This is a genomic window from uncultured Campylobacter sp., assembly GCF_938017775.1.
GTDB lineage: Bacteria > Campylobacterota > Campylobacteria > Campylobacterales > Campylobacteraceae > Campylobacter_B.
In genome coordinates this window covers 36,975-56,349 of sequence record NZ_CALIIU010000013.1, presented here as the reverse complement: position 1 = coordinate 56,349, position 19,375 = coordinate 36,975, and the positions used below count along the sequence as shown (strand labels likewise).

Annotated in this window: 19 protein-coding genes; 6 read left to right on the top strand and 13 right to left on the bottom strand. The window is 46.0% G+C overall.

Translation table 11 applies throughout. The annotated features are described in order from the left end of the window. Positions 1–219 precede the first annotated feature (219 nt). From Q0537_RS02755 to Q0537_RS02740, 4 genes are all read left to right on the top strand, one after another. Positions 220–774, top strand: coding sequence for a hypothetical protein (locus Q0537_RS02755; protein ID WP_298990062.1), 555 nt, complete (start codon positions 220–222; stop codon positions 772–774). Positions 775–983: 209 nt separating this feature from the next. Then, positions 984–1,562, top strand: a complete 579-nt coding sequence (locus tag Q0537_RS02750; protein WP_299224917.1) for a hypothetical protein — start codon at positions 984–986, stop codon at positions 1,560–1,562. Between the two features lie 157 nt (positions 1,563–1,719). Next, complete coding sequence (locus tag Q0537_RS02745) at positions 1,720–2,001, top strand: hypothetical protein (protein ID WP_299224915.1); 282 nt, start codon at positions 1,720–1,722, stop codon at positions 1,999–2,001. Between the two features lie 251 nt (positions 2,002–2,252). Further along, the gene (locus Q0537_RS02740) at positions 2,253–2,813 is read left to right on the top strand and encodes a hypothetical protein (RefSeq protein WP_299224913.1); all 561 of its coding nucleotides are present in this window, start codon (positions 2,253–2,255) and stop codon (positions 2,811–2,813) included. A gap of 85 nt (positions 2,814–2,898) precedes the next feature. Here the strand turns inward: Q0537_RS02740 and ribD are convergent, their stop codons facing one another. Next, on the bottom strand, positions 2,899–4,056 hold the full coding sequence (gene ribD, locus Q0537_RS02735; protein ID WP_299224911.1) for a bifunctional diaminohydroxyphosphoribosylaminopyrimidine deaminase/5-amino-6-(5-phosphoribosylamino)uracil reductase RibD: 1,158 nt from the start codon (positions 4,054–4,056) through the stop codon (positions 2,899–2,901). 542 nt (positions 4,057–4,598) lie between these two features. Between ribD and Q0537_RS02730 the strand changes: the two genes are divergently transcribed. After that, entirely contained in the window at positions 4,599–4,853 is a 255-nt protein-coding gene (locus Q0537_RS02730; protein WP_069435689.1) for a hypothetical protein, read from the top strand. Positions 4,854–4,887: 34 nt separating this feature from the next. On the opposite strand, the gene Q0537_RS02725 is transcribed toward Q0537_RS02730, so the two are convergent. The 10 genes from Q0537_RS02725 to bamA all read right to left on the bottom strand — a co-directional run bounded on the left by Q0537_RS02725 (position 4,888) and on the right by bamA (position 17,061). Beyond that, complete coding sequence (locus tag Q0537_RS02725; protein WP_299224909.1) at positions 4,888–5,013, bottom strand: hypothetical protein; 126 nt, start codon at positions 5,011–5,013, stop codon at positions 4,888–4,890. Positions 5,014–5,704: 691 nt separating this feature from the next. Continuing rightward, entirely contained in the window at positions 5,705–6,124 is a 420-nt protein-coding gene (locus tag Q0537_RS02720) for a ribosome maturation factor RimP (RefSeq protein WP_297882894.1), read from the bottom strand. Continuing rightward, positions 6,117–6,482: a 30S ribosome-binding factor RbfA gene (rbfA, locus tag Q0537_RS02715; RefSeq protein ID WP_299224907.1), complete on the bottom strand. Its 366-nt coding sequence runs from the start codon at positions 6,480–6,482 to the stop codon at positions 6,117–6,119. The genes Q0537_RS02720 and rbfA overlap by 8 nt, the downstream gene beginning before the upstream one ends. A 1,158-nt stretch (positions 6,483–7,640) precedes the next feature. Beyond that, positions 7,641–10,349 carry a translation initiation factor IF-2 gene (gene infB / locus Q0537_RS02710; RefSeq protein ID WP_299224905.1) on the bottom strand — a complete coding sequence of 903 codons (2,709 nt, stop codon included), beginning with the start codon at positions 10,347–10,349 and terminating at the stop codon, positions 7,641–7,643. Continuing rightward, positions 10,333–10,560, bottom strand: coding sequence for a hypothetical protein (locus Q0537_RS02705; protein WP_040304108.1), 228 nt, complete (start codon positions 10,558–10,560; stop codon positions 10,333–10,335). Before Q0537_RS02705 ends, infB begins: the two co-directional genes overlap by 17 nt. A gap of 21 nt (positions 10,561–10,581) precedes the next feature. Then, positions 10,582–11,463: a homoserine kinase gene (gene thrB, locus Q0537_RS02700; RefSeq protein WP_298027264.1), complete on the bottom strand. Its 882-nt coding sequence runs from the start codon at positions 11,461–11,463 to the stop codon at positions 10,582–10,584. Between the two features lie 8 nt (positions 11,464–11,471). After that, positions 11,472–11,726, bottom strand: a complete 255-nt coding sequence (locus Q0537_RS02695; RefSeq protein ID WP_299224903.1) for a glycoprotease — start codon at positions 11,724–11,726, stop codon at positions 11,472–11,474. Positions 11,727–11,933: 207 nt separating this feature from the next. Further along, positions 11,934–12,818 carry a UDP-3-O-acyl-N-acetylglucosamine deacetylase gene (gene lpxC, locus Q0537_RS02690; RefSeq protein ID WP_299224901.1) on the bottom strand — a complete coding sequence of 295 codons (885 nt, stop codon included), beginning with the start codon at positions 12,816–12,818 and terminating at the stop codon, positions 11,934–11,936. Positions 12,819–12,868: 50 nt separating this feature from the next. Beyond that, a complete protein-coding gene (locus Q0537_RS02685) occupies positions 12,869–14,248 on the bottom strand; it encodes a M23 family metallopeptidase (RefSeq protein WP_299224899.1) in 1,380 nt (459 codons plus the stop codon). A gap of 557 nt (positions 14,249–14,805) precedes the next feature. Next, positions 14,806–17,061, bottom strand: a complete 2,256-nt coding sequence (gene bamA / locus Q0537_RS02680) for an outer membrane protein assembly factor BamA (RefSeq protein WP_291935735.1) — start codon at positions 17,059–17,061, stop codon at positions 14,806–14,808. An 81-nt stretch (positions 17,062–17,142) separates the two neighbouring features. Here bamA and Q0537_RS02675 point away from each other — a divergent pair, with 81 nt between their 5' ends. Continuing rightward, complete coding sequence (locus Q0537_RS02675) at positions 17,143–17,973, top strand: prephenate dehydrogenase (protein WP_299224897.1); 831 nt, start codon at positions 17,143–17,145, stop codon at positions 17,971–17,973. A gap of 121 nt (positions 17,974–18,094) precedes the next feature. Here Q0537_RS02675 and Q0537_RS02670 read toward each other — a convergent pair whose 3' ends face one another. Both Q0537_RS02670 and Q0537_RS02665 read right to left on the bottom strand, forming a co-directional pair. Continuing rightward, the gene (locus tag Q0537_RS02670; RefSeq protein ID WP_299224895.1) at positions 18,095–18,826 is read right to left on the bottom strand and encodes a metallophosphoesterase; all 732 of its coding nucleotides are present in this window, start codon (positions 18,824–18,826) and stop codon (positions 18,095–18,097) included. A gap of 99 nt (positions 18,827–18,925) precedes the next feature. Further along, positions 18,926–19,363 carry a hypothetical protein gene (locus Q0537_RS02665; protein WP_299224893.1) on the bottom strand — a complete coding sequence of 146 codons (438 nt, stop codon included), beginning with the start codon at positions 19,361–19,363 and terminating at the stop codon, positions 18,926–18,928. Positions 19,364–19,375: the final 12 nt, after the last annotated feature.

The following is a 19,375-nucleotide window of genomic DNA, read 5'->3' as shown; positions in this document are numbered from 1 at the left end:
TTTTAAATTTTAAAATTTTAATTGCAAAATTCTCTTTATAGAATTCTCGCCGCAAAATTCTTACTTAGGAATTCTGCCGCCAAATTCTAACTCCAAATTTTAACCGCAAAATCAGAATTTCATACGCTTCAAATACCGCGAGTAAGCAAAATTTCATCTAAATTTTATAGTGAAGAAAGCGGGAATTTTATATAATCTCGAAAATCTAAAGGACTGCTCGTGAACCAAGACAAAAGCCCCATACGGATAATTTTCATCTCGCTTTTGATCTCTTATGCAAGCTTCGGCGTTGCGGGATTTATGCTTTTTACTATTTTAAACGAGCTTGGGATCGAAATCGATTTTGCCTCCACTCCACGCTCGCCTATTTTTGCCTATTTTCTCACGTTTGCGCAAAAGCTCTTGCCGGCTTTTTTATTCGGCGGATATTTCGCATTTAGGATGATTAGATACAAAATTCTAGGCATAGATTGCAAGCTAGATTTTATGTTTTTCATAACATTTTGCGCATGCTTTGCGTCAATGATCGTGATGGGCTCTTTGTGTTTGATATTTGGATTATTGCTTTTACGGTACGAGCTTTACTTTTTCGGCGGCACATTTTTATTGTCTGTGTGCCTCACATACGCGCTATTTAAACGCTCTGGTTTTATGCTAAGCGGGCTTTTGAAAAATCTAGGCGCGAGCTTTAATGTAGATTTTAAGCTCCGCGTCATCGTAACGATACTGCTCGCGCTCATAGCCTGCTTCATGCTTTATTGCAAGCTCGCATAAAAGTAGCAGTGCAAATTGCGTCTACACCCAGCGTGATTCGCGCCGCTAAATTTTAAAATTCTGCGCTGCGAATTTAGCTGTAAATCGAGCCGCAAATTTAAACTACGCTCAAAATTTTGGTTAAATTTCACTCATTAAATTTTCCTGCCGATTTGAGCCGATTAAAAGCAAATTTGACGTATAATCTCGCGAAATTTCAGGGAGCCAAGGTGCGCAAAAACATAAAATACTTAATTTACAAGTTCTTTTTGGGTAACGTCTTTTTGGCCATTTTTGTGATTTCATTTTACGTTGTTTCGTGGCATATTAAAAATATTTCAAATATCGATGTTATGAGCCTTTTGAAGGGATATTTTTTATTTCCGGGCGATATTCGTCTGCCTTTTACGACGGCGATTCTTGAGCTATTCGCCTTTTATATCAGCAGCAGTTTGAGCGATTTCTATGTCAAAGAGGTCGATCGCAAGCTAAATTTTATATTTTTTATCGCCTTTACGACGATAGGAATTTTAGCGCTTACCGCCGTTACTTATATCATAGTATTCGGTTTTATGCTATTCGGTCTGGATTTGGATAAAAAATTAGTAGCGATATTATCCGCCGTGATATTATTCATAGGCACCTATTCCACGGCATTTTCATTTCGCAAAAGCGATTACGAGCTCGGTAAATTTTTACAAATCGTTAGTCTAAAAAGGCGCTGGAATGCCAACGAAACACTATCGTCTATTTTATTGCTTATAGGCGTAATAATATGGTTAAACTTTATCGTTTTTGAATCTAAATAAAGCTAAGCGCCCCGTTTAATTTTGTCCGTCTGCGCTAAATTTAATAGGCGTAGATCGCCCGCACGGTGAGACAAAATTTTAAAGCACGAAATATTTTTTATCAAAATTTAAACCTACGCATTATAATTGCAGGAATTAAAAAGGACGGCAATTGGATATGAAAAAACATATATTAATCGCGATTTTAGGCTTACTTTGCGCCTTTATAGATATTAATTACATAGGTTTTCTTATCGCATTAAATTTGATAGTAGTCTTGGTTTGCGCCGCTTTTCCTTTTATGAAAAAGAATTATATATTTTTTCTACTGCTTGTCTTAAATTTAGCTTTGTATTTGAATAATATCTACACCCCTTTTGAAAAGCCCGAGCTTTGGACTTATAGCATACCTGCGCTGGCAAATGCGACGAAATTTATCGAACACACGGAGTGGTTTTAAATTTAGCCAAACGCCTTCTATTTTAATAGCGTGGAAACGACACAACGCGCGCTACATTTTTAAATTTAGCCAAGTGCATCGCGCCGCTCAAATTTAAAATTTCGCACCGCGAATTGAGCTGTAAATAGAGCCGCAAATTTAAACTACGCATCAAAATTTTGGCTAAATTTCACTCATCAAATTTTCCTGCCGATTTGAGCCTGTTAAAAGCAAATTTGCCGTATAATCTCGCGAAATTTCAGGGAGCCAAGGTGCGCAAAAACATAAAATACCTAATTTACAAGTTTCTTTTAGGCAATGTCTTTTTGGCAGTTTTTTTGATTTCATTTTACGTTGCTTCGTGGCACCTCTCAAAACTTTTAAATGTTAATATAATAGACCTTTTGAAGGGATATTTTTTATTTCCGGGCGATATTCGCCTGCCTTTTACGACGGTAATTCTTGAGTTATTTTCCTTCTATATCAGTAGCAGTTTGAGCGATTTTTATGTCAAAGGCATTGATCGCAAGCTTAATATTATATTTTTCATCGCCTTTGCGACGATAGGTATATTCATCGTAAACATACTATCTTTATTTATGATTTTCGGTACGATCGTATGGCAAAAGTCAAATGCGGCATTTTCAGCAATGTGTCTATTTTTAGGGATAATTTGGACAGCTTGGCTATTCAAGAGCAGCGAATATGAGTTGGGGAAATTTTTGCAAAATTGCAGTAGCAAAAGACACTACAAAATTGACAAAGCACTATTGATAGTACTGCTTATAATCGCGCTCTTAGTAATTATACCGATAATAGCAAAGAGTTTTTAGGTATTAAAGTCGCTACTGCTTTTTACCAGGCAAACACAAGATTTTGATTAAAATACTATTTCTGCAGCTACAATACTATCTTGCTCTACTTTGTAATCTTAAACCAGCCGTAGAATTCGTTCGCTTCCAGGTGCAGATCACCCGCGCTAGAGATGAAAAGCGGCCGTAGCGAGGAATTTGCTCTAAAATTTCCCGCGTCCCTCATCTGCGCGCTGTAAAAAATAAGCGCATGGCTCGCAAACTGCGCAAACTCGTCAAACGAACTCGCACCCGCTTCTATCATCGTGATTTTCGCGCCCGCAGGCGGCGCGGACGAGACCTCCACCTTGCGATCCGCGACGCCAAAAAGCGGAATGCTTGTATCAAAATCCGAAAGTGCGCGGCGCGAGTATATCCAAACATCAGGGGGGCGCGGCTTTAGGTTTTGCGGCGCGGCACACGCGTCTAGCGCCGGCATATCGGCTCTGCCTGCCGAAGCGCTAATTTCGTCAAATTTAGCCGCGCGCACGTCCAGCGTCGGCCTGTCGGCGCGCACGGTCTGCCCGCCCACGCCTACGTAATCGCACACGCCGCGCAGCTCGTGCACGAACGCGCGCTGCTTCTCGCTGCCGATCCGCCCATGCACCGCGCCGTTTAGCGTGGCGTTGATTTTGATGAAGCAAAAGCCGCCCTTGCGCGCCAGATAAAACGGCTCCGCAAGCTCCGTCGCCGCGGCACGGCAAACGTCAAATTTCACCTCTATGCCCCCACGGCGTAAAATTTCCGCGCCGCCCGCAGCCTGTGCATTCGTATCGCGCGCGCCGATTACCACGCGCGACAGCCCAAGCTCCACCAAAAGCTCGGCGCAAGACGGGGTCTTGCCGCGGTGCGCGCAGGGCTCAAGCGTGACGTAGGCGCAAGCGCCGCGCAAAAGCCCGCCGTGGCGATTTAAGATGAAATCGTAAGTGAAGCTCGGCTGCAAAAGCGCGCTTTTTAGGGCTTTTGTGTTTTGAAATTTAACGCCGAATTTGCGGGCGTATTCGCAAGCGAAATCCTGCGCAAAATTTGCGTCCAGATCGCACAGCACGGCAAAAACAGCATTTGCCTCGGCGTGTAAAAAGCCCGCCTTTTTATGCGCGCCTATACTTAGAACTCTGCCGCTCTTATCCAGCAGCGCGCAGCCCACGGCGGGGTTGGGTAGCGTCAAGGTCTGATAGCGCCACGCAGCCCGCAGCGCCAAATCCATATAAAATTCGTCGTTCATAAAATTTCCAAAATTTAAATTGTCCCGCTCCGTTGCGATTGCTTAGCCGATTTGCGACAAACCAGTAATCGCGTCTGTTCGCAACAGATTGCAGCTCTGCGCAAACCGACTAGCTCACCTGCGCTCATCCTTGCTGTACCGGATAGCGCCGGCTCGCACTTAGCCCACTTGCGAGAGCCAAGCTTGCTTTAAACGCCAAATTTATCGGAGCTTACAAGCCGCGCGCCGTATGTGCCCGGGCGAAATTCCGCGCGGAAGCGAAACTGCGAAATCTTACCACAGGTTTTAGAATTTTATCCTAAATCGCAAATTTTGCGGCGTCCGTTTCGCGCGCGAATGGCACAAAATTTTACGCTTATCGTGCAAAAGAGCGTCTACCGATAGCGCGCACAAACGCTAATTTTGCGAAGTAAAATTTTAATGGAGTGCCAGGGCAAAACAGCAAGCGGATGCGAATATGAAATTTCAAAAGTCGCGGCTTGATTTCAGCTCAAATTCAGGGGGGGGGATAGAATTACACGAATCTTCTTCAAAGGATCAAAATGTCTGAACAACCGACCGTTCAACCCCAATCAAACGTGCTTGGGATACTCTCCATAGTCTTCGCGATTTTAGGGATCTTTTTCCTAGGGATCGTTTTCGTTCCGCTTGCGTTTTTGTGTGCGATCGCCGCGACCTATCAAGCCGTCAAAAAACAAGCCTCGCTCGTAATAGCGATACTCGCATGGATCCTTACGATCGTGGGACTCATGACCTCGCCCGTGCTGCTAGCCACAATCGGCATTTCCGCTTCGTAGCCGCAAATATCCGCGCTGCTTGGCGGAATTTTAATTATCCGATGGGCGGCTCGCAAACCTCTGCCCGCAGAGTTTTAAAGCGTAAATTTATCGCGGAATTTCCCGCTTTGCTATGGATTTTGCCTTGCGAGTTTTGCGTGCCGTCTATGTCTCGCGACACGGAATTTTCCGCACCGCTTTGCGTAAAATTTTACGGCGCGCCTTACTCGATTTTGATTTTCGCGTTCTCGCCGAAATTTTACCGCTAAAGCAGGGCTGCCGAAATTCTATAAAAAGCCTTATTGATGAAATTTTGCGATTAAGCCGTGCTTGCAAATAGCCGTAGCGCGATCGCGATACAGACGCCGCAAAGCTCGCAGGCGCAATATTCTGGTGCGGACGGTAAAATCTAAATTTATGGCAAAGCGTAAAATTTAAAATTCTACTTTGCGGCAAAAAGCGTGGAATTTTGCCGCGCCGAAACAGCGCGTAAATTTTAAATTTAGCCGCCTTTTGGCGCGACGTAAAATTCCAAAGCAACGCGCAAGCATCACGCAAAACTTATCTTTTAGCGGTGCAGCGTGAAATTTTAAAGCGCCGCCTAGTAGCGTGAAAAATTACCTTTTATCGGCGTAAGATAAAATTTCAAAACAAGCAAAGCGGCGCTGGAAATTTAAAATTTTGCGCCGAGCGCCACGAGAGATCAAGAGCGGCTAAGAACAACTAGGAGCTGTAAATTTCAAAAGCGATTTTAAAATTTAAACCTCAAAATTTTGAGCTAAAATTTCAAACTTGCAAATCCCGCGCGGTAAATTTTAAAGCCTTATTTGCAAAATTTCAAATCTGCGCGCAGAGCTTTAAAATCCACGTCGCTACCACTGCACGTAGGTTCGCGCCTTTTTGATCTCGTCAAGTCGCACGCTTACCTCGCCGCCGTCCGTGCGCAGTCTAAGCACGCCGCCTTCGCAGCCAAGCACCTCGCCGCTTAGCTTCTGCCCGTCCGTGCGGCTTAGGCGCACCAGCTCGCCCACGGAGTTTGCGAAATGCTGTGGCTTGCTTAGCTTGCGCTCAAGCCCGGGCGAGCCGACCTCTAGCGTCCACTCGCCCTCAAGCGGCGGCTCCACGTCAAAAATCGGTGAAAGCAGCCGCGATAGCCGCTCGCAGTCATCCAGCCCCACGCCGCCCGCTTTCGTGATACTGATGCGATAGATCGTTCTGCCGTTTTCGCTCACCGTCTCCACGTCGTAAAGCTGCACGCCGCACTCGCGCGCCAAAGCCTCTAAATCAACCATTTTTGCGCAGCTCCTCCTTTATTTTGTCAAAAAGATCGTCCATTTTGTTTTGATACTCCAAGCGGTCGTCAAATTTGAAGTGAAACGCGGGGCAGCGGTACCAGCCCTCCGCCTCGGCGCAGAAGTTTTGCAAATATCTCGCCACGCGGCCGAGCTTTTCGAGCACGAATTCCTGCTCGCGCTCGTCGAAGGCGTTTTTATCCAGATACACGAACGCGTCGTAGCGCCCGCGCTTGCACTCCACGTCGGTGACGCACAGCCCGCGCAAAAGCTCGTCCTCAAGGCTTGCGAGCGCTTCGGGGATGAGTTGTTTTAGCACGCTTTGCGTGCGCAGTCTTCTTAGTTCGGTCGGATTCATCTTTACCTCGCTATCTTAAATCGCCGCAGATTGCGCGGCGATGGAATTTTATTTTGCGTCTTGCGATGACGGAATTTTATTGCTTTGTCGCAGCGGAGCGTCCGTCTCGCGGCGACATAGAATTTTGTCTCGCATCCATCTTATTGGCGACGCGGAATTCTATTTCTCTTAGGCACGGCGGCAACGCAGAATTTTATCTCGTTTCGACATGGCAAAATATCCGTCCTGCGGCGACGCGGCCTGTTTAAATTTGACGCGGCTTGCGATGCGTCGGAGCATCCGTTTAAATTCTGAGCGGTTTGCCGCACGCAGATATTGCAAGCGGCGCCGCGCTTTTTAAAATTTCGCTTTTAAATTTTAAAAAGCGAGCTCGGCTTTGAAATTTTGCTCTTAAATTTTAGCCTTTAGCCCGGTGCTCCACGCTTAAATTTTAAACGCAGATCGCGCAAGAATTTTGCGGCTCGCATACAAAAGCTCGTCGCATAGCCGCACCGCTACCACAGAAATATTTTCGCGCCAAGACGCGGTGCTATTCTGCGCCGTGCTCTGCTCGCCACGGGCGCTATACCGCTGCCACGCTGCCCGTTCTTGGTGCCGCCACAGCGCGCGGCGGCACCCTCTTTGCGCTACGCTCGCTTACTGCGTCGCTTTTGCGATATCCGCGCTGCCGTCTTTTGGCAGCGCCGCGATGGCACCACGCGCCGTTGCAGCATCATTTTTAAATCGCACTACCCGCCGCGTCGCTATTTTGCCGCACACTGCGCCGCTTCGAAATTTATCTTAAATTTTAAAAGCGCTTCGATGCCATGCGAAATCTAAATTTTGCCGCTTTGAAATTTTAACTTTGCGATTAAATTTAAAATTTAAGTCGCACGGAAAAACTGCGACCAGCAAGCGGCGTAAATTTAAAATTTGATCGCAAAGCCGCGCCGCAAAAAGTCTAAACATTAAAATTTTAAAACTAGCCGCTACGCGACAAAGCCTCGCGCAGAAACCGACAAAATTTAAAGCCTTGCTCGCGCATTCCGCCGCTAAATTTAAAAGGCGAAATTTCATGCCCAAATTTTACGAGCATAAAATTTCAAAGCGCAGCCGAGGCTTAAATTTAGCCGCAAGCCGTGCGAATAAAGCGAATGCTCACGCGGAATTCCGCGAGCGCTAGTCGATCGTAGCCTGCTCCTCTTTTTGCTTGTAGCTTTCGATAAAATCGCCCACGCGCATATCGTCGTAGCCCTCGATGCCTACGCCGCACTCGAAGCCTTTGGCGACTTCCTTGGCGTCGTCTTTGAAGCGCTTGAGCGAGCTGACGTTGCCCTCGAAAACGATAACGCCCTCTCTGATGACGCGGATCTTTGCGCCGCGAGCGATGAGCCCGTCGGTAACCATACAGCCCGCGATCTGCCCGATCTTAGGCACATTGATGACCTGGCGGATCTCAGCTTGACCCAAGGCCTCTTCGCTGATGATCGGGCTCATAAGACCGCTCAAAAGCGCCTTGATATCGTCGATTAGATTGTAAATGACGTTGTAGGTCTTAATCTGCGCGCCTCGCTCCTTGGCAAGCTCTTTGATCTCGCCCGTAGGACGGACGTTGAAGCCCAAGATCACGCAGTTTTCGCTAGCGCTTGCTAAGGCGATGTCGTTTTGCGTGATGCCGCCGATGCCGCTGTGGATGATATCGACCTTGACTTCGTCGTTGCGGAGCTTCTCAAGGCTTGCTTTGATAGCCTCTAACGAGCCAGCGACGTCGGCCTTGACAATAACGGGCAGGCTTTTTAGCGAGCCTTCGGCGATCTTGGCGCTTAGCTCGTCGATGGTGACCTTGGTCGATTTGCTAAGCTCTTTTTGGCGCTGGTGCTCGTAAATTTTGCTCGCGTACTCGCGCGCTTCCTTATCGCTTGAAACGCCGATCAACGTCTCGCCCGCGCCCGGAACCTCGCTAAGGCCTATGATGACGCCGCATTCGCCCGGTAAAATTTGCTTTAGCGCCCTGCCCTTATCGTCGCTAAGCGCGCGCACCTTGCCGTACGCGATGCCCGCTACGACGGTGTCTCCGACGCGTAGGGTGCCGTTTTGCACGATGACGGTGGCAACGGCACCGCGCCCTTTTTGAAGGGAGCTTTCGATGATGGTTGCCTTAGCTTGCTTGCTAGGATCGGCTTTGAGCTCCAAAAGATCAGCTTGCAAAAGCACGATCTCTAATAAATTTTCAATTCCCTCGCCCGTTTTTGCGGAGATCGGCACGAACTCGTAGCTGCCGCCCCACTCGGTAGGCATGATGTCAAGCTCTGCAAGCCCGGTTTTTACGAGATCGGGATTGGCATTAGGCTTGTCCATCTTATTTATCGCGATGATGATCGGAACATTTGCGGCCTTGGCATGCGCTATAGCCTCCTTAGTCTGAGGCTTGACGCCGTCGTCTGCCGCCACTACGATGATTACGATATCGGTAACCTCGGCTCCGCGCGCTCTCATCGAAGTAAAGGCCTCGTGACCAGGAGTGTCGATGAAGGTGATCTTCCTGCCGTTTTTCTCGACCATATACGCGCCTACGTGCTGCGTGATGCCGCCCGCTTCGCCGCTTGCGACGCGCGAGTTTCGTATATAATCAAGCAGGCTCGTTTTGCCGTGATCGACGTGCCCCATAATGGTGATGACAGGCGCTCTAGCGATTAAATTTTCTTCGCCTTCGCTGTCCTCGTAAGCCTTGATGTAGTCAAACTCCTGCGCCTCATCGACGATATTTACCTCGATACCGAACTCGCTTGCTAAAATTTCTATCGCATCCTCGTCCAAAAAGTCGTTTTTCGTCGTCATCATCCCAAGCGCAAATAGTTTGCCGATGATCTCGCTAGGCTGCTTTTTGATCTTATCGGCAAACTCGTAAACGCGGATCTCTTTTGGGATATTTACAGAGCTTACGATTTCGCTACCCTGCTCGCGAGGGGCTTTTTTATGCTTTTTGCGACCGCCGCGACTTATACCGCCTTCGCTGCTGAAAATTTGATTCTGCGAGGCGCGGTAAATATTGGGTTGGTTTTTATTTTTGGTGCGGTTTTCGGTCTGGATCGGTTTGACGGTGAAATCGGGCATTACCACGACGTCTTCGTCCTCAATGACGATATCCGCCATTTCGTGATCAGGAATGATGTCGATTTTAAGGGCGTCCTCTTTTTTAGTGGCGGGGGCTTTTTTCTTTTCGATCTTTTTCTTTTTCAAATTTAGTTCGGCGTTTGAAAAGATCGCCTCCAAGCTCGCGCTCATCTTTTCGCGCCTAGGCTCGGTTCTATCTTGTGCCGCCGGGGCTTGAACTTCCTTTTTCTTTTTGACGATGACTAGGCCACGGCGCTTTTGCAGGCTCTCGCTAGCGATACTATCGCCGCTGTTTATCTGCACTGGAGCGGGCTTTGAAGCGGTGTTTTGCTTCTCCTCTTTCTCCTGCGGGGCGGAGGAAATTTCTTCTTTTTGATTTTGGGCTTTTTCGGTTTTCGCCTCAGGCTCTTGCGTACGCGTTTTTTCGTCGCTAGGCTCTTTAGCACTCTGCGCAGACTCTTTGGATTCGGAAGCTTTTAAGCTTTCCGCCTTTTTAGGACTCTCTTTTTTAGCGATTTTTTTAGTTTCGCTCTGTTTTTTAGCGGGTTTCTTCTCATCTTCTTGCGCTTTTTCGGAGCTTTTCTTTGCGGGCTTTGACTTTTTCCCCGGCAAAATTCCCGTCTGGATATAATCGTAAATAGCTGCAGCTTCCTCTTCGCTTACTTTATTCGACGCGGTTTTTACCTTTTTAAAGCCCATCTCCTGCGCTTTTTCGATTATCTCTTTGCTTGCGTATCCAAGCTCGTCCGCAATATCTTTAATCAGAACACCCATTTAAAACCCTCTCCTTGATATGTCCCAAATCTGCGCTAGACGCAAATTTAGATAGATATTTTGAAATTTTCTCTTTTTGATTTATGCAACCGTCGCAAATATAAAATTGTCTGTTTGAGCTTATATTTTTAAAATTTTGCAAAAAGGCGTGGAGCTCGCGCTTGGCAAAGCGCCCCTTGCAAATAACGCACATCCTAATCGGTTCGCTCATGCGATTATATCTTTATTTTTCTTAGTCAATATTAAATCCACCGTTGTCGATCTCTAAAATTTCGACGCGGAAGTTTTTAAAATTTTCGCTAAGGCAGGCTTTAAGCTTTGCGGCGTCGGCTCTGTAGGCTAAATTTAAAAAGCTTGAGCCGCTTCCCGAGAGCGAGCTCATAAGCGCGCCGTTATCATAGGCGATCTCGCGCACCCCAAAAAGCTGCGGAAGCACGCCCATGCGCATCTGCTCGTGCATCTTGTCGATACAGGCGTGGCGTAAGCTGTCGTAATCGCGCCGCATAAAGCAAGCGGTCAGAAACGCCGCGTGCGAGAGGTTGCTAACGCAATCTTTGATCGAAAAGCTCTTAGGCAGCTTGCCGCGCGATTCGTTCGTAGGCATCGGCGTATCGGGGATAACGACGACCGCTTGCAGATCTTGCGAAATTTCGCATTTTTGCGTGCGAACCGTCTTGCCGTCCACGACGCTGCTAACAAAGCCGCCGAGCGTCGCGGGTGCGATATTATCAGGGTGATTTTCATATTCCAGCGCCGTGTTTAAAATTTTAGCGCGATCGATTTCAAAACCGCAAATTTTATAAGCGCTTGCGATGGCGCCTACGATCACGGCCGAGCTACTGCCCAGCCCACGCGAAAACGGGATGTTGTTGTGAAAAGCAAATTTAAAATTTATCTCTTGCCCGCCGCCTAGTTTTCTGTAAATTTCATTGAAAATGTTCAAAAAAGCGTTGCCCTTCTTAAGCCACGCTCTGTCGCTACCCTCGCCGCTAAGCGATACGCAAAAAAACTTCTGCTCGGTAATCTCTACTTCGTTAAATAGCCCTAGGCTAAGGCCGAGCGCGTCGAAACCGGGGCCTAAATTTGCGCTCGTCGCAGGAATTCTTATAATCAAGCTCTCTCCTAAACCGCTTCTATGATGTAATTTGGAAGTATATCATCGCTTTTATTTAAAACCGATAAATCCTGCGGCAAAGATAGCGCGGCGGGCGCGCATTTTTTCATTTTGATTTCTCCGTTCTCATAAACGTAGCTCAAGTTTTTATTCGCCCTGATCGGCTCAAAGCCGCTTAGCTCAAAGCCGCTGATCGCGTATAGCGGCACATCAAGGGCGATGCTAAGCGTGCGCAATATTACGTAGCTTACCTTCATGCCCATGAAGCTGCCGGGAGTATTTGCGTAGATGAGCTCTTTGATTTTATAAGTTTTTAGAATTTCGCTAAATTTAGCGACCAGAAATTTATCGGCTTTTTCGCCTTCAACGCTTGCAAATTCCGCTATCTTAGCGCCGTTTTCATAAACGCCGAGCAGGCATGGAGCGCTAAGGGCGGCAATTAGAATTTCAACCTCTTTGATTTTTCAGCCTTAAGCAAAGACTTTTTGATATTCGCGCACAACCTCGGCGGTAAGATCTACTAGCTCGAAATTTTTAGCATCGGCAAGGACTGCCAAAGTGAGTTTATGATTTAGATCGTGGCTTCCCGCAAACGCCGTATAATCGCCCAAAATCGGAGCGCCCACGAGCGCAAGATCGCCGATAGCGTCTAAAATTTTATGACGAACGAACTCGTTTTCAAAGCGCAAACCCTCGGGATTTAAAATTTTATTCTCATCGATTACGACGGCGTTTTCTAAGCTGCCGCCTAGAGCTAACCCCATTGAGCGTAGCGCCTGCACGTCTTTCAAAAATCCAAACGTGCGCGCTCGCGAAATTTCTTTAAGATAGGCTTTTTTGCTAAATTCAAAAACATAGTGCTGAGTGCCGATGAGCGGATGGCTAAATTTAATTGTATAATCAAATTTAGGGCTCTTGCTCGGGCTTAGTCGTACGAGCTTATCTCCCTCGCGAATCTCCACGGCACGCTTGATGATGAGAGCTTTTTTATTTGCGTCGAGCTCTCTTACTCCCGCCTCGTCCAAAAGCATACAAAAGCTCGCCGAACTTCCGTCCATTACGGGAATTTCATTAGCATCGACGATAATACGGATATTATCGATACCATAGGCATTAATAGCGCTCATTAGATGCTCTATCGTTGATATATAGCCCTTCTCGCTTCCTACGACGGTTGCCATCTGCGTATTTATGACGTTTTTCGGCTCGGCTTTAAAACTCATACCAAGATCGCTTCTGTAAAATACGATTCCACTGCCTGCCTCTAAAGGCTCTAACGTAAGTTTGATAGGCTCACCTTTGTGCAGCCCAATGCCGACGTTATGGACTTTCTTAGCTATCGTTGTCTGTCTCATTTCTATCCTCGTTTTCATTAACCCGCGCATTATAGCGAAAATTTTAAAATTTACTTACCTTTTTCTATTACTTTTTTTGACGATTCTAAGACGTCGGTAATGTTATCTTTCATCCACTTAGGATCCATCCACTCCTCAGGCCTTACGTCCACGCCCTGAACTACGATGCCAAAATGCAGATGATCTCCAAAAGCAAAGCCGCTTGAGCCCGTCTGTGCTAGAATATCGCCCGGCTTTACATCGCTGCCCACACTTAACTGCGTCGCCGAGCAGTGTCCATATATGCCGTATAATCCAAAGCCATAGTAAATTCCTAAATTTAATCCGAAAATTCCGTTTTCCTGCGCGAAAACCACTTTGCCGTAGTTGCTCTCTTTGATATCGGCGTTTGCGACGCTTGCTAGATCGAGCCCCATATGCCATGACTCGCTTACCTGTTTGTCGTTCATAAAAAATATCCGATGATCGGCAAAGCTTGCTACCGCTGCGCCTTTAGCAAGCGGATAAAAAGGCTTTAGCTCAAATCCATTTATTTTATCCTCGTGCACCGCGCTAGTAGCAGCGTGCAGATCATCTCCGTTTTTCTTACGCAGAGTTTCGTTTACGAATTTAAATTTCTCCAAATCGCTCATCGAGTTAAAATTCTGCGCATATTGGCTAGCCAGATCACTTACTTTGCCGTTAATGAAGCCCGGATTTAGCTTGATAGTAGAGACTTTATATTTTTTGTCCTGATAAAAATATTTGATCTGCGAAATGCTTTCGTTGCCTGCACGATCGGTGGCGACCGCTTCTGCGCGAAATTCCTCTAAATTTGCAGGCCACGCTACGAGAGACGCATAATAGCCCTCTTTTACAAAAGGAATCGCTTTAAAAATTTTGCCATAGTTGGTTTTGACATAGACTTCGTTTAGGCGCTCGTCTTTTGCCGAAAATACAACCACGGCGCTACCGCCTTTGGTGATTTTGTAGGATTGATTGATGATATTGATGATGGGCTTTTTGTCGTCTATTATTATATTTGCCGTTTTTACGCTCTTATTTCCTTGCGCAAAATTCCACGAGCTAATGTCGTTTGCAAAAACCTCAAGCTTGTAGTTTTTATCTTTATTAAGCATCAAATTTTTAGGAAATTGCACGGCAAGCTCTAGCGTCGTTTGCGGAACATTCAGCTCCTCATTTAGTAGCGGTATCGTGCTGGCTCCGTCGTTTAAATTAACGCGAACGAGCTTAATGCCGGTATCGTCTGAAATTTTAATCTTTAAAGGCGAGGTTAAATTCCAATAAATTTCATTTTCCAGCGCAATTTGCGGAGGATTTTTTTCAAATTTCGGCGAGGTGAAAATTCTAAAGATTCCATAAACCAAAGCGCATATTATAATAAGAAATATTAAAATTTTAAGCTTCGTTCCATTGCCATTTCTACGCATAAAAGAGCCTTTGATATGATTTTAGAGCGCGATTTTACAAGCTTAACTTAAATTATCGGTAAAGCGAGGCAAAATTTAACGCAAATGTTTAGCGATTTACGAGGCGAATTTCAGATTTTAAATTCTAGTAATTTTAGAATATCAAAATTTATTAGCTTTAAAATTCAGTGGCGCGCTAAATCCTATGCAGTGAAATTCCGCGCGCAATAAAGCGGCGTCTATCGTATATATAGTAATCTTTAAAATTCCAATATTTAGAATTTCTTTAAATTATGCTAATTGCTTGTATTGATTTTTTAGAACTCTTGTACTTAAAATTTTACCATACGAATGGAATTTCAAACTATCTTGATAAATAAAATTCTAAAAAATTCAAAGCAAGCTATACGTTTAAATTTCATCCTAAGCCGAGCAGAATCCCAATTAAAATTTAGCTCAAACCGCCTACAATAGCTGCAAATAAGCGCTACACAAAAAGCTAAAATCGTGAGCATTATTAAATTTAAGGCGTGCGGTAGAAATTCTACGCACGCCACAGCGTTCGCAAGTCGTCGCGTTTAATTAAATCTAGCGCCGATGCTAAATTCGAAGCTATTTGTGTCGTCGTGCGGTTTTTTATTAAGCGGCTTGACGAAGTATAGCTGCAAAGGCCCCATCGGCGTCATCCACTCGATACCGGCGCCTGTGCTATAGCGCTCCTCCTCATTCCAGTCATGATCGCCGATCATTCCGTAGTCAAAAAACGTTACAAAGCGCATTTTAAGCCTATCGACCACCGGAAAGCTTAGCTCAAAGGAGTTATTGAAGCTCTGCATACCGCCCGTTTCGATATAGCGGCAATTATTTGCATTTAAGCAAATCTCCTTTTTCGGGATACTGCGACCTTCGTAGCCTCTAATGCTTTTCATTCCGCCTAGGAATAGCTTTTCGTTGATCGGGATCTTTTTATTACCTTCCCACATATAGCCCGTTGCAGCTTTGTATCTAAAGATAATGTCGTGATCGATATAATCTCGCAAGCCAAAATAATAGTTAAACGATCCTCGCGCCTTGGTGTAGTCCATATCGCCGCCAAGACCCGCGTATTCTAAGCTGGCACTTGCGATCATACCGCTTCGTGGTAAGTAATAATCATCGGTGCTGTTGTATGTAATAGACGGGATAATCGAGCTTTTTAAATTCTTACCATCTAGATAGCCTGCTTTGGCGTAATATTCGTTTAAGCCCTTAATCTCACTTTTTTCTAGATAATATGTAAGGCTTACGTCGGTATTGCGCCCGATCTTGCGACCGCCCGTAATTGAAAATCCGTAAGATTTCTCATCGTAATCGTCCCAGTCGTAGTCGTTGGCAAAGATCGATCCGCCCAAGCTATACTCAGAATCAAACACTCTAGGATTGGTTAAGCTCAAACGTCCGCTTAGCTGATCGTCGCTCTTTTCGACCGAGAACGCGCCGTGAAGGCCGGTGCCAAATACGTTACGATCACTGATACCGCCGCTAAGTAAAATTCCATCCTCACTGCCATATCCGATACCACCCGTGATAGAGCCTGTAGGAGCTTCTTTGACTGCGACTTCAAGATCGATCTGATCATTAGAAACGCGGTTTTCTTTAATCTCCACCTCATCGAAATACCCCGTGCGTTTTAAAGAATTTAACGAATCGTTGTAGTCGGTTTTGCTATATAAATTTCCCTCGGTCAGATACATCTCGCGGCGGATAACCTTATCCTCGGTCTTATCGTTGCCCGAAATCGTTACGTTTCTAATATAGACTTTATCCTCCGGGATGACTTGATACGTGATAGCGACTGTGCGAGCTTCTTTGTCCTGCTTAGTCTTGGGCACGATACGCACGTAGGCATATCCCTGATCGGCGACTAAAGTCTCTAGCGTATTCATATCGCGGCGCAAACGCTCGGAATTCATCGTATCGCCCTTTTGAAGCTTGAAATCGTCCAAAACTTTTTCTTTATCAAGCTTGATTATATCTGCAGGATACTCGATATCTACGGAGCTTACGGTATATTGCTCGCCCTCGCTGATATAGTAGGTAAGATCAGCAGTGTAATTATCCATATCGGCATTAAGTAGCGGCGCCGAAACCTGCGCGTCTAAGTAGCCTTTTTTATAATATTCTTCTTGAATTCTATTTGCGTCGTTAGGAAGCTCGGCGGTTTTTACCTTGCCGTCGTTAAAGCCCCACATCCAGCCCAGCATCTCGCGTTCTTTATTGGCAACGGATGGCTCTATATCATCATAGTCTAGCTTGTCTGCACCTACTAAATTTACCTTATCGATGATGATATTTTCGCCGCGATTTACCTCGATCGTTAGCAAGATGACCGATTTATCGTCGTTGATCGGCTTTGGATAAAATTCCACCACGGTGTCGAAAAAGCCCTTAACTTCGTAGTATTGCTTGATACGGGTCTCCGCTTTTTTAGCAGCCACCTCATCGTAAACCTGACCCGGACGCAAGCCGATGAGCTCATTGATCTTGTCGCGGTCGTTGGTAACTACGTTTTTGATCTCGACCTTAGCGATAGTCGGCTTTTCGGTTACGTTGATAGTGACCGCGCCGCCTTGTTCGCTGATATAAACATCGCTGAAATAGCCCTGCTCAAATAGCTTTGAAATCGCAGCATTGGTGTTTTCGCCGTTAAGCTCATCGCCTACTTTAAGCCCCGAAATTTGCTGTGCGACCTGCGGAGAGAGATGCCTAAGACCTTCAAATTTAATGGATTTGATCTGTGCGGCGCACGCCACGGAAATCCCGCCTACTAAGAGTAAAAAAACGCTTTTTTTCATAAAATTTTACCTAAAAACGAAAATAATTTGCGTATAATACCACATTAAAATTAAAACTTGCATATATCAAAAAGGAATTTTATGAAGATAGGAATTATCGGTCTGGGTCTCATCGGCGGCTCGCTGGGGCTATGTCTAAAAAGCACCAAAATAATTAGCGCCGTCTATGGCTGCGACATCAGCCGTGAAAATGAAAAAGAAGCGCTACGGCTCGGGCTTGTGCATGAAATTTTAAGTCTGGAGCAGATGAAGCAAAGCTGCGACGCGATCTTTCTTGCAATCCCCGTGGAGGCAATTATTGAGACGTTGCAAAAACTAAGCGACTGCAGAAGCGAGACGACGATCATCGATCTGGGAAGCACGAAATTTAAAATTTTGCAAAACTGCCCACCGCAGATCAGACGAAATTTCATCGCAGCTCACCCAATGGCTGGTACCGAAAACTCCGGCCCGCAAGCGGCGTTTAAAGAGCTTTTAAACGGCGCGGTAGTCGTTATCTGCGACGATCACGGCGCAGACGAAGTGCATATCAAACGAGCGGTCGAAATTTTTTCATTCGTGGGGATGAAGATCGTATTTATGGACGCAAAAAGCCACGATCACCACGTGGCGCTCATCTCGCACCTGCCGCATGCGATCAGCTACTCGCTCGTAAATAGCGTGCTAAAAGAGGAAAATCGCCGCAACATCATAAATTTAGCCGGCGGCAGCTTCTCGGGCATGAGCCGTATCGCCAAAAGCTCACCGCAGATGTGGGTCGATATTTTCAAGCAAAACCGCACAAACCTCCTAGGCGCGATCGACGCTTTTAAAAACGAACTGGATCTTTGCGTGGGGATGATTCGTGACGAGCGCTGGGATGAGCTTGAAGCGTGGATGTATGAAGCGCGCAAACTAAGGGATATTATTTAAAATTTCAGCGCGACCCGACTGCGCGACGGACGCTTTAAGAACGCGCCTTTAAATTCTAAAATTTCGCCTTCAAACAGCCCGCTTAAATTTAAATTTTAATCTGTATGGGTCTGATACAAACTCAAAAATCTATGCATTCTTGCGTGAAAATTTTCTTTGAGGGAAACTCCAGCGCACAAAGCCTTGCTTTCTCGCCCCAGTGCTTTTTATAAACACAACCCAGATCGATATTTGCGCTAAATTCCGTAATGACGGGCTTTTTTACTGGCGTGTGCCCGTAGACGTTAAAAATTCCATCATTCGCGCTATCGTCTCCGCGCCCGCTTAGCACGTGAGCTGCGAAGCTTTTCGCACGCTCTGCATCGTGTCTGAGCCGCCACATACGCCCTACTGCGGAATGCGATACGACGAGCGCGCGACCGCTTTCATCGTGCAAATCATACTCCAAGTAAATCGGCAGCTGCGAGACAAACCGCAGATGCTCCTTGCATTGCTTCACGCCTCCGTGACGATAGTACGATGCTAGCGTCGCTTCACCACCATTATTAAACAGCCAGCTTTCGTCCAGGCTAAAAAACGCATAAGGGTCGTTTGAGCTCGTAAATTTGCCCGTCTTTGCGCACCTCAGAGCGGTTTTTGCGTTGCCCACAAAGCGTTTTTCGTGATTGCCCATCACCGCGTCATATCCGCGAGCGCGCACTAGCTCCACCACATCCGCACTCGCAGGACCTCGGTCGATCAGATCGCCAACGAAGCAAATTTTGCTATCAAATTTATGCGGCAGCTGTTCTATTAACGCCAAAAGCGATCTGTAGCAGCCGTGCACGTCGCCGATGATGTAGATATTTTCCATAATTTTTCCTTAAATTTTAACGCCCTCGCCTTTTAACGCGCGGGCTGTGATTGTAAGCGGTAGATAAAAGCTCTGCGCTAAATTTTAAAATTTCGCGCGCTAGGACTTGGACGGATAAGCCCGCTTTAGGACCTCAGCTACGACGATCATAAAAAGAACGATAGATATTAATGCGCTAAGCAATGCGGAATAGAAGTCAACAAGATTTGTATCCGAAATGCAAACAGCCGCAATTATTATCCCTAAATATGGCGATAGTATCCAAATCGCCACGATCGGCAAAAACAGATTGACGAAAAAATTCACAAGCCTATCAAAATCCTTTAACTTTACGGCAAGCACTGCGCAAACCCCGCAAAAAGATATCCACAAAAATATGAAATATACGCACTTCTGCTGTAGCCATTCTATGGGGTCGTCATACCAGACGCTAGACGTGTCAAAAATCCGCCATACCACAAAATCGCCCAAGCTCGAAATATTCATCAAGCAAAAACTCATCGAAAATGCACAGGCTATAATTTTTAAAATAATCATCAGAGTTCCTAA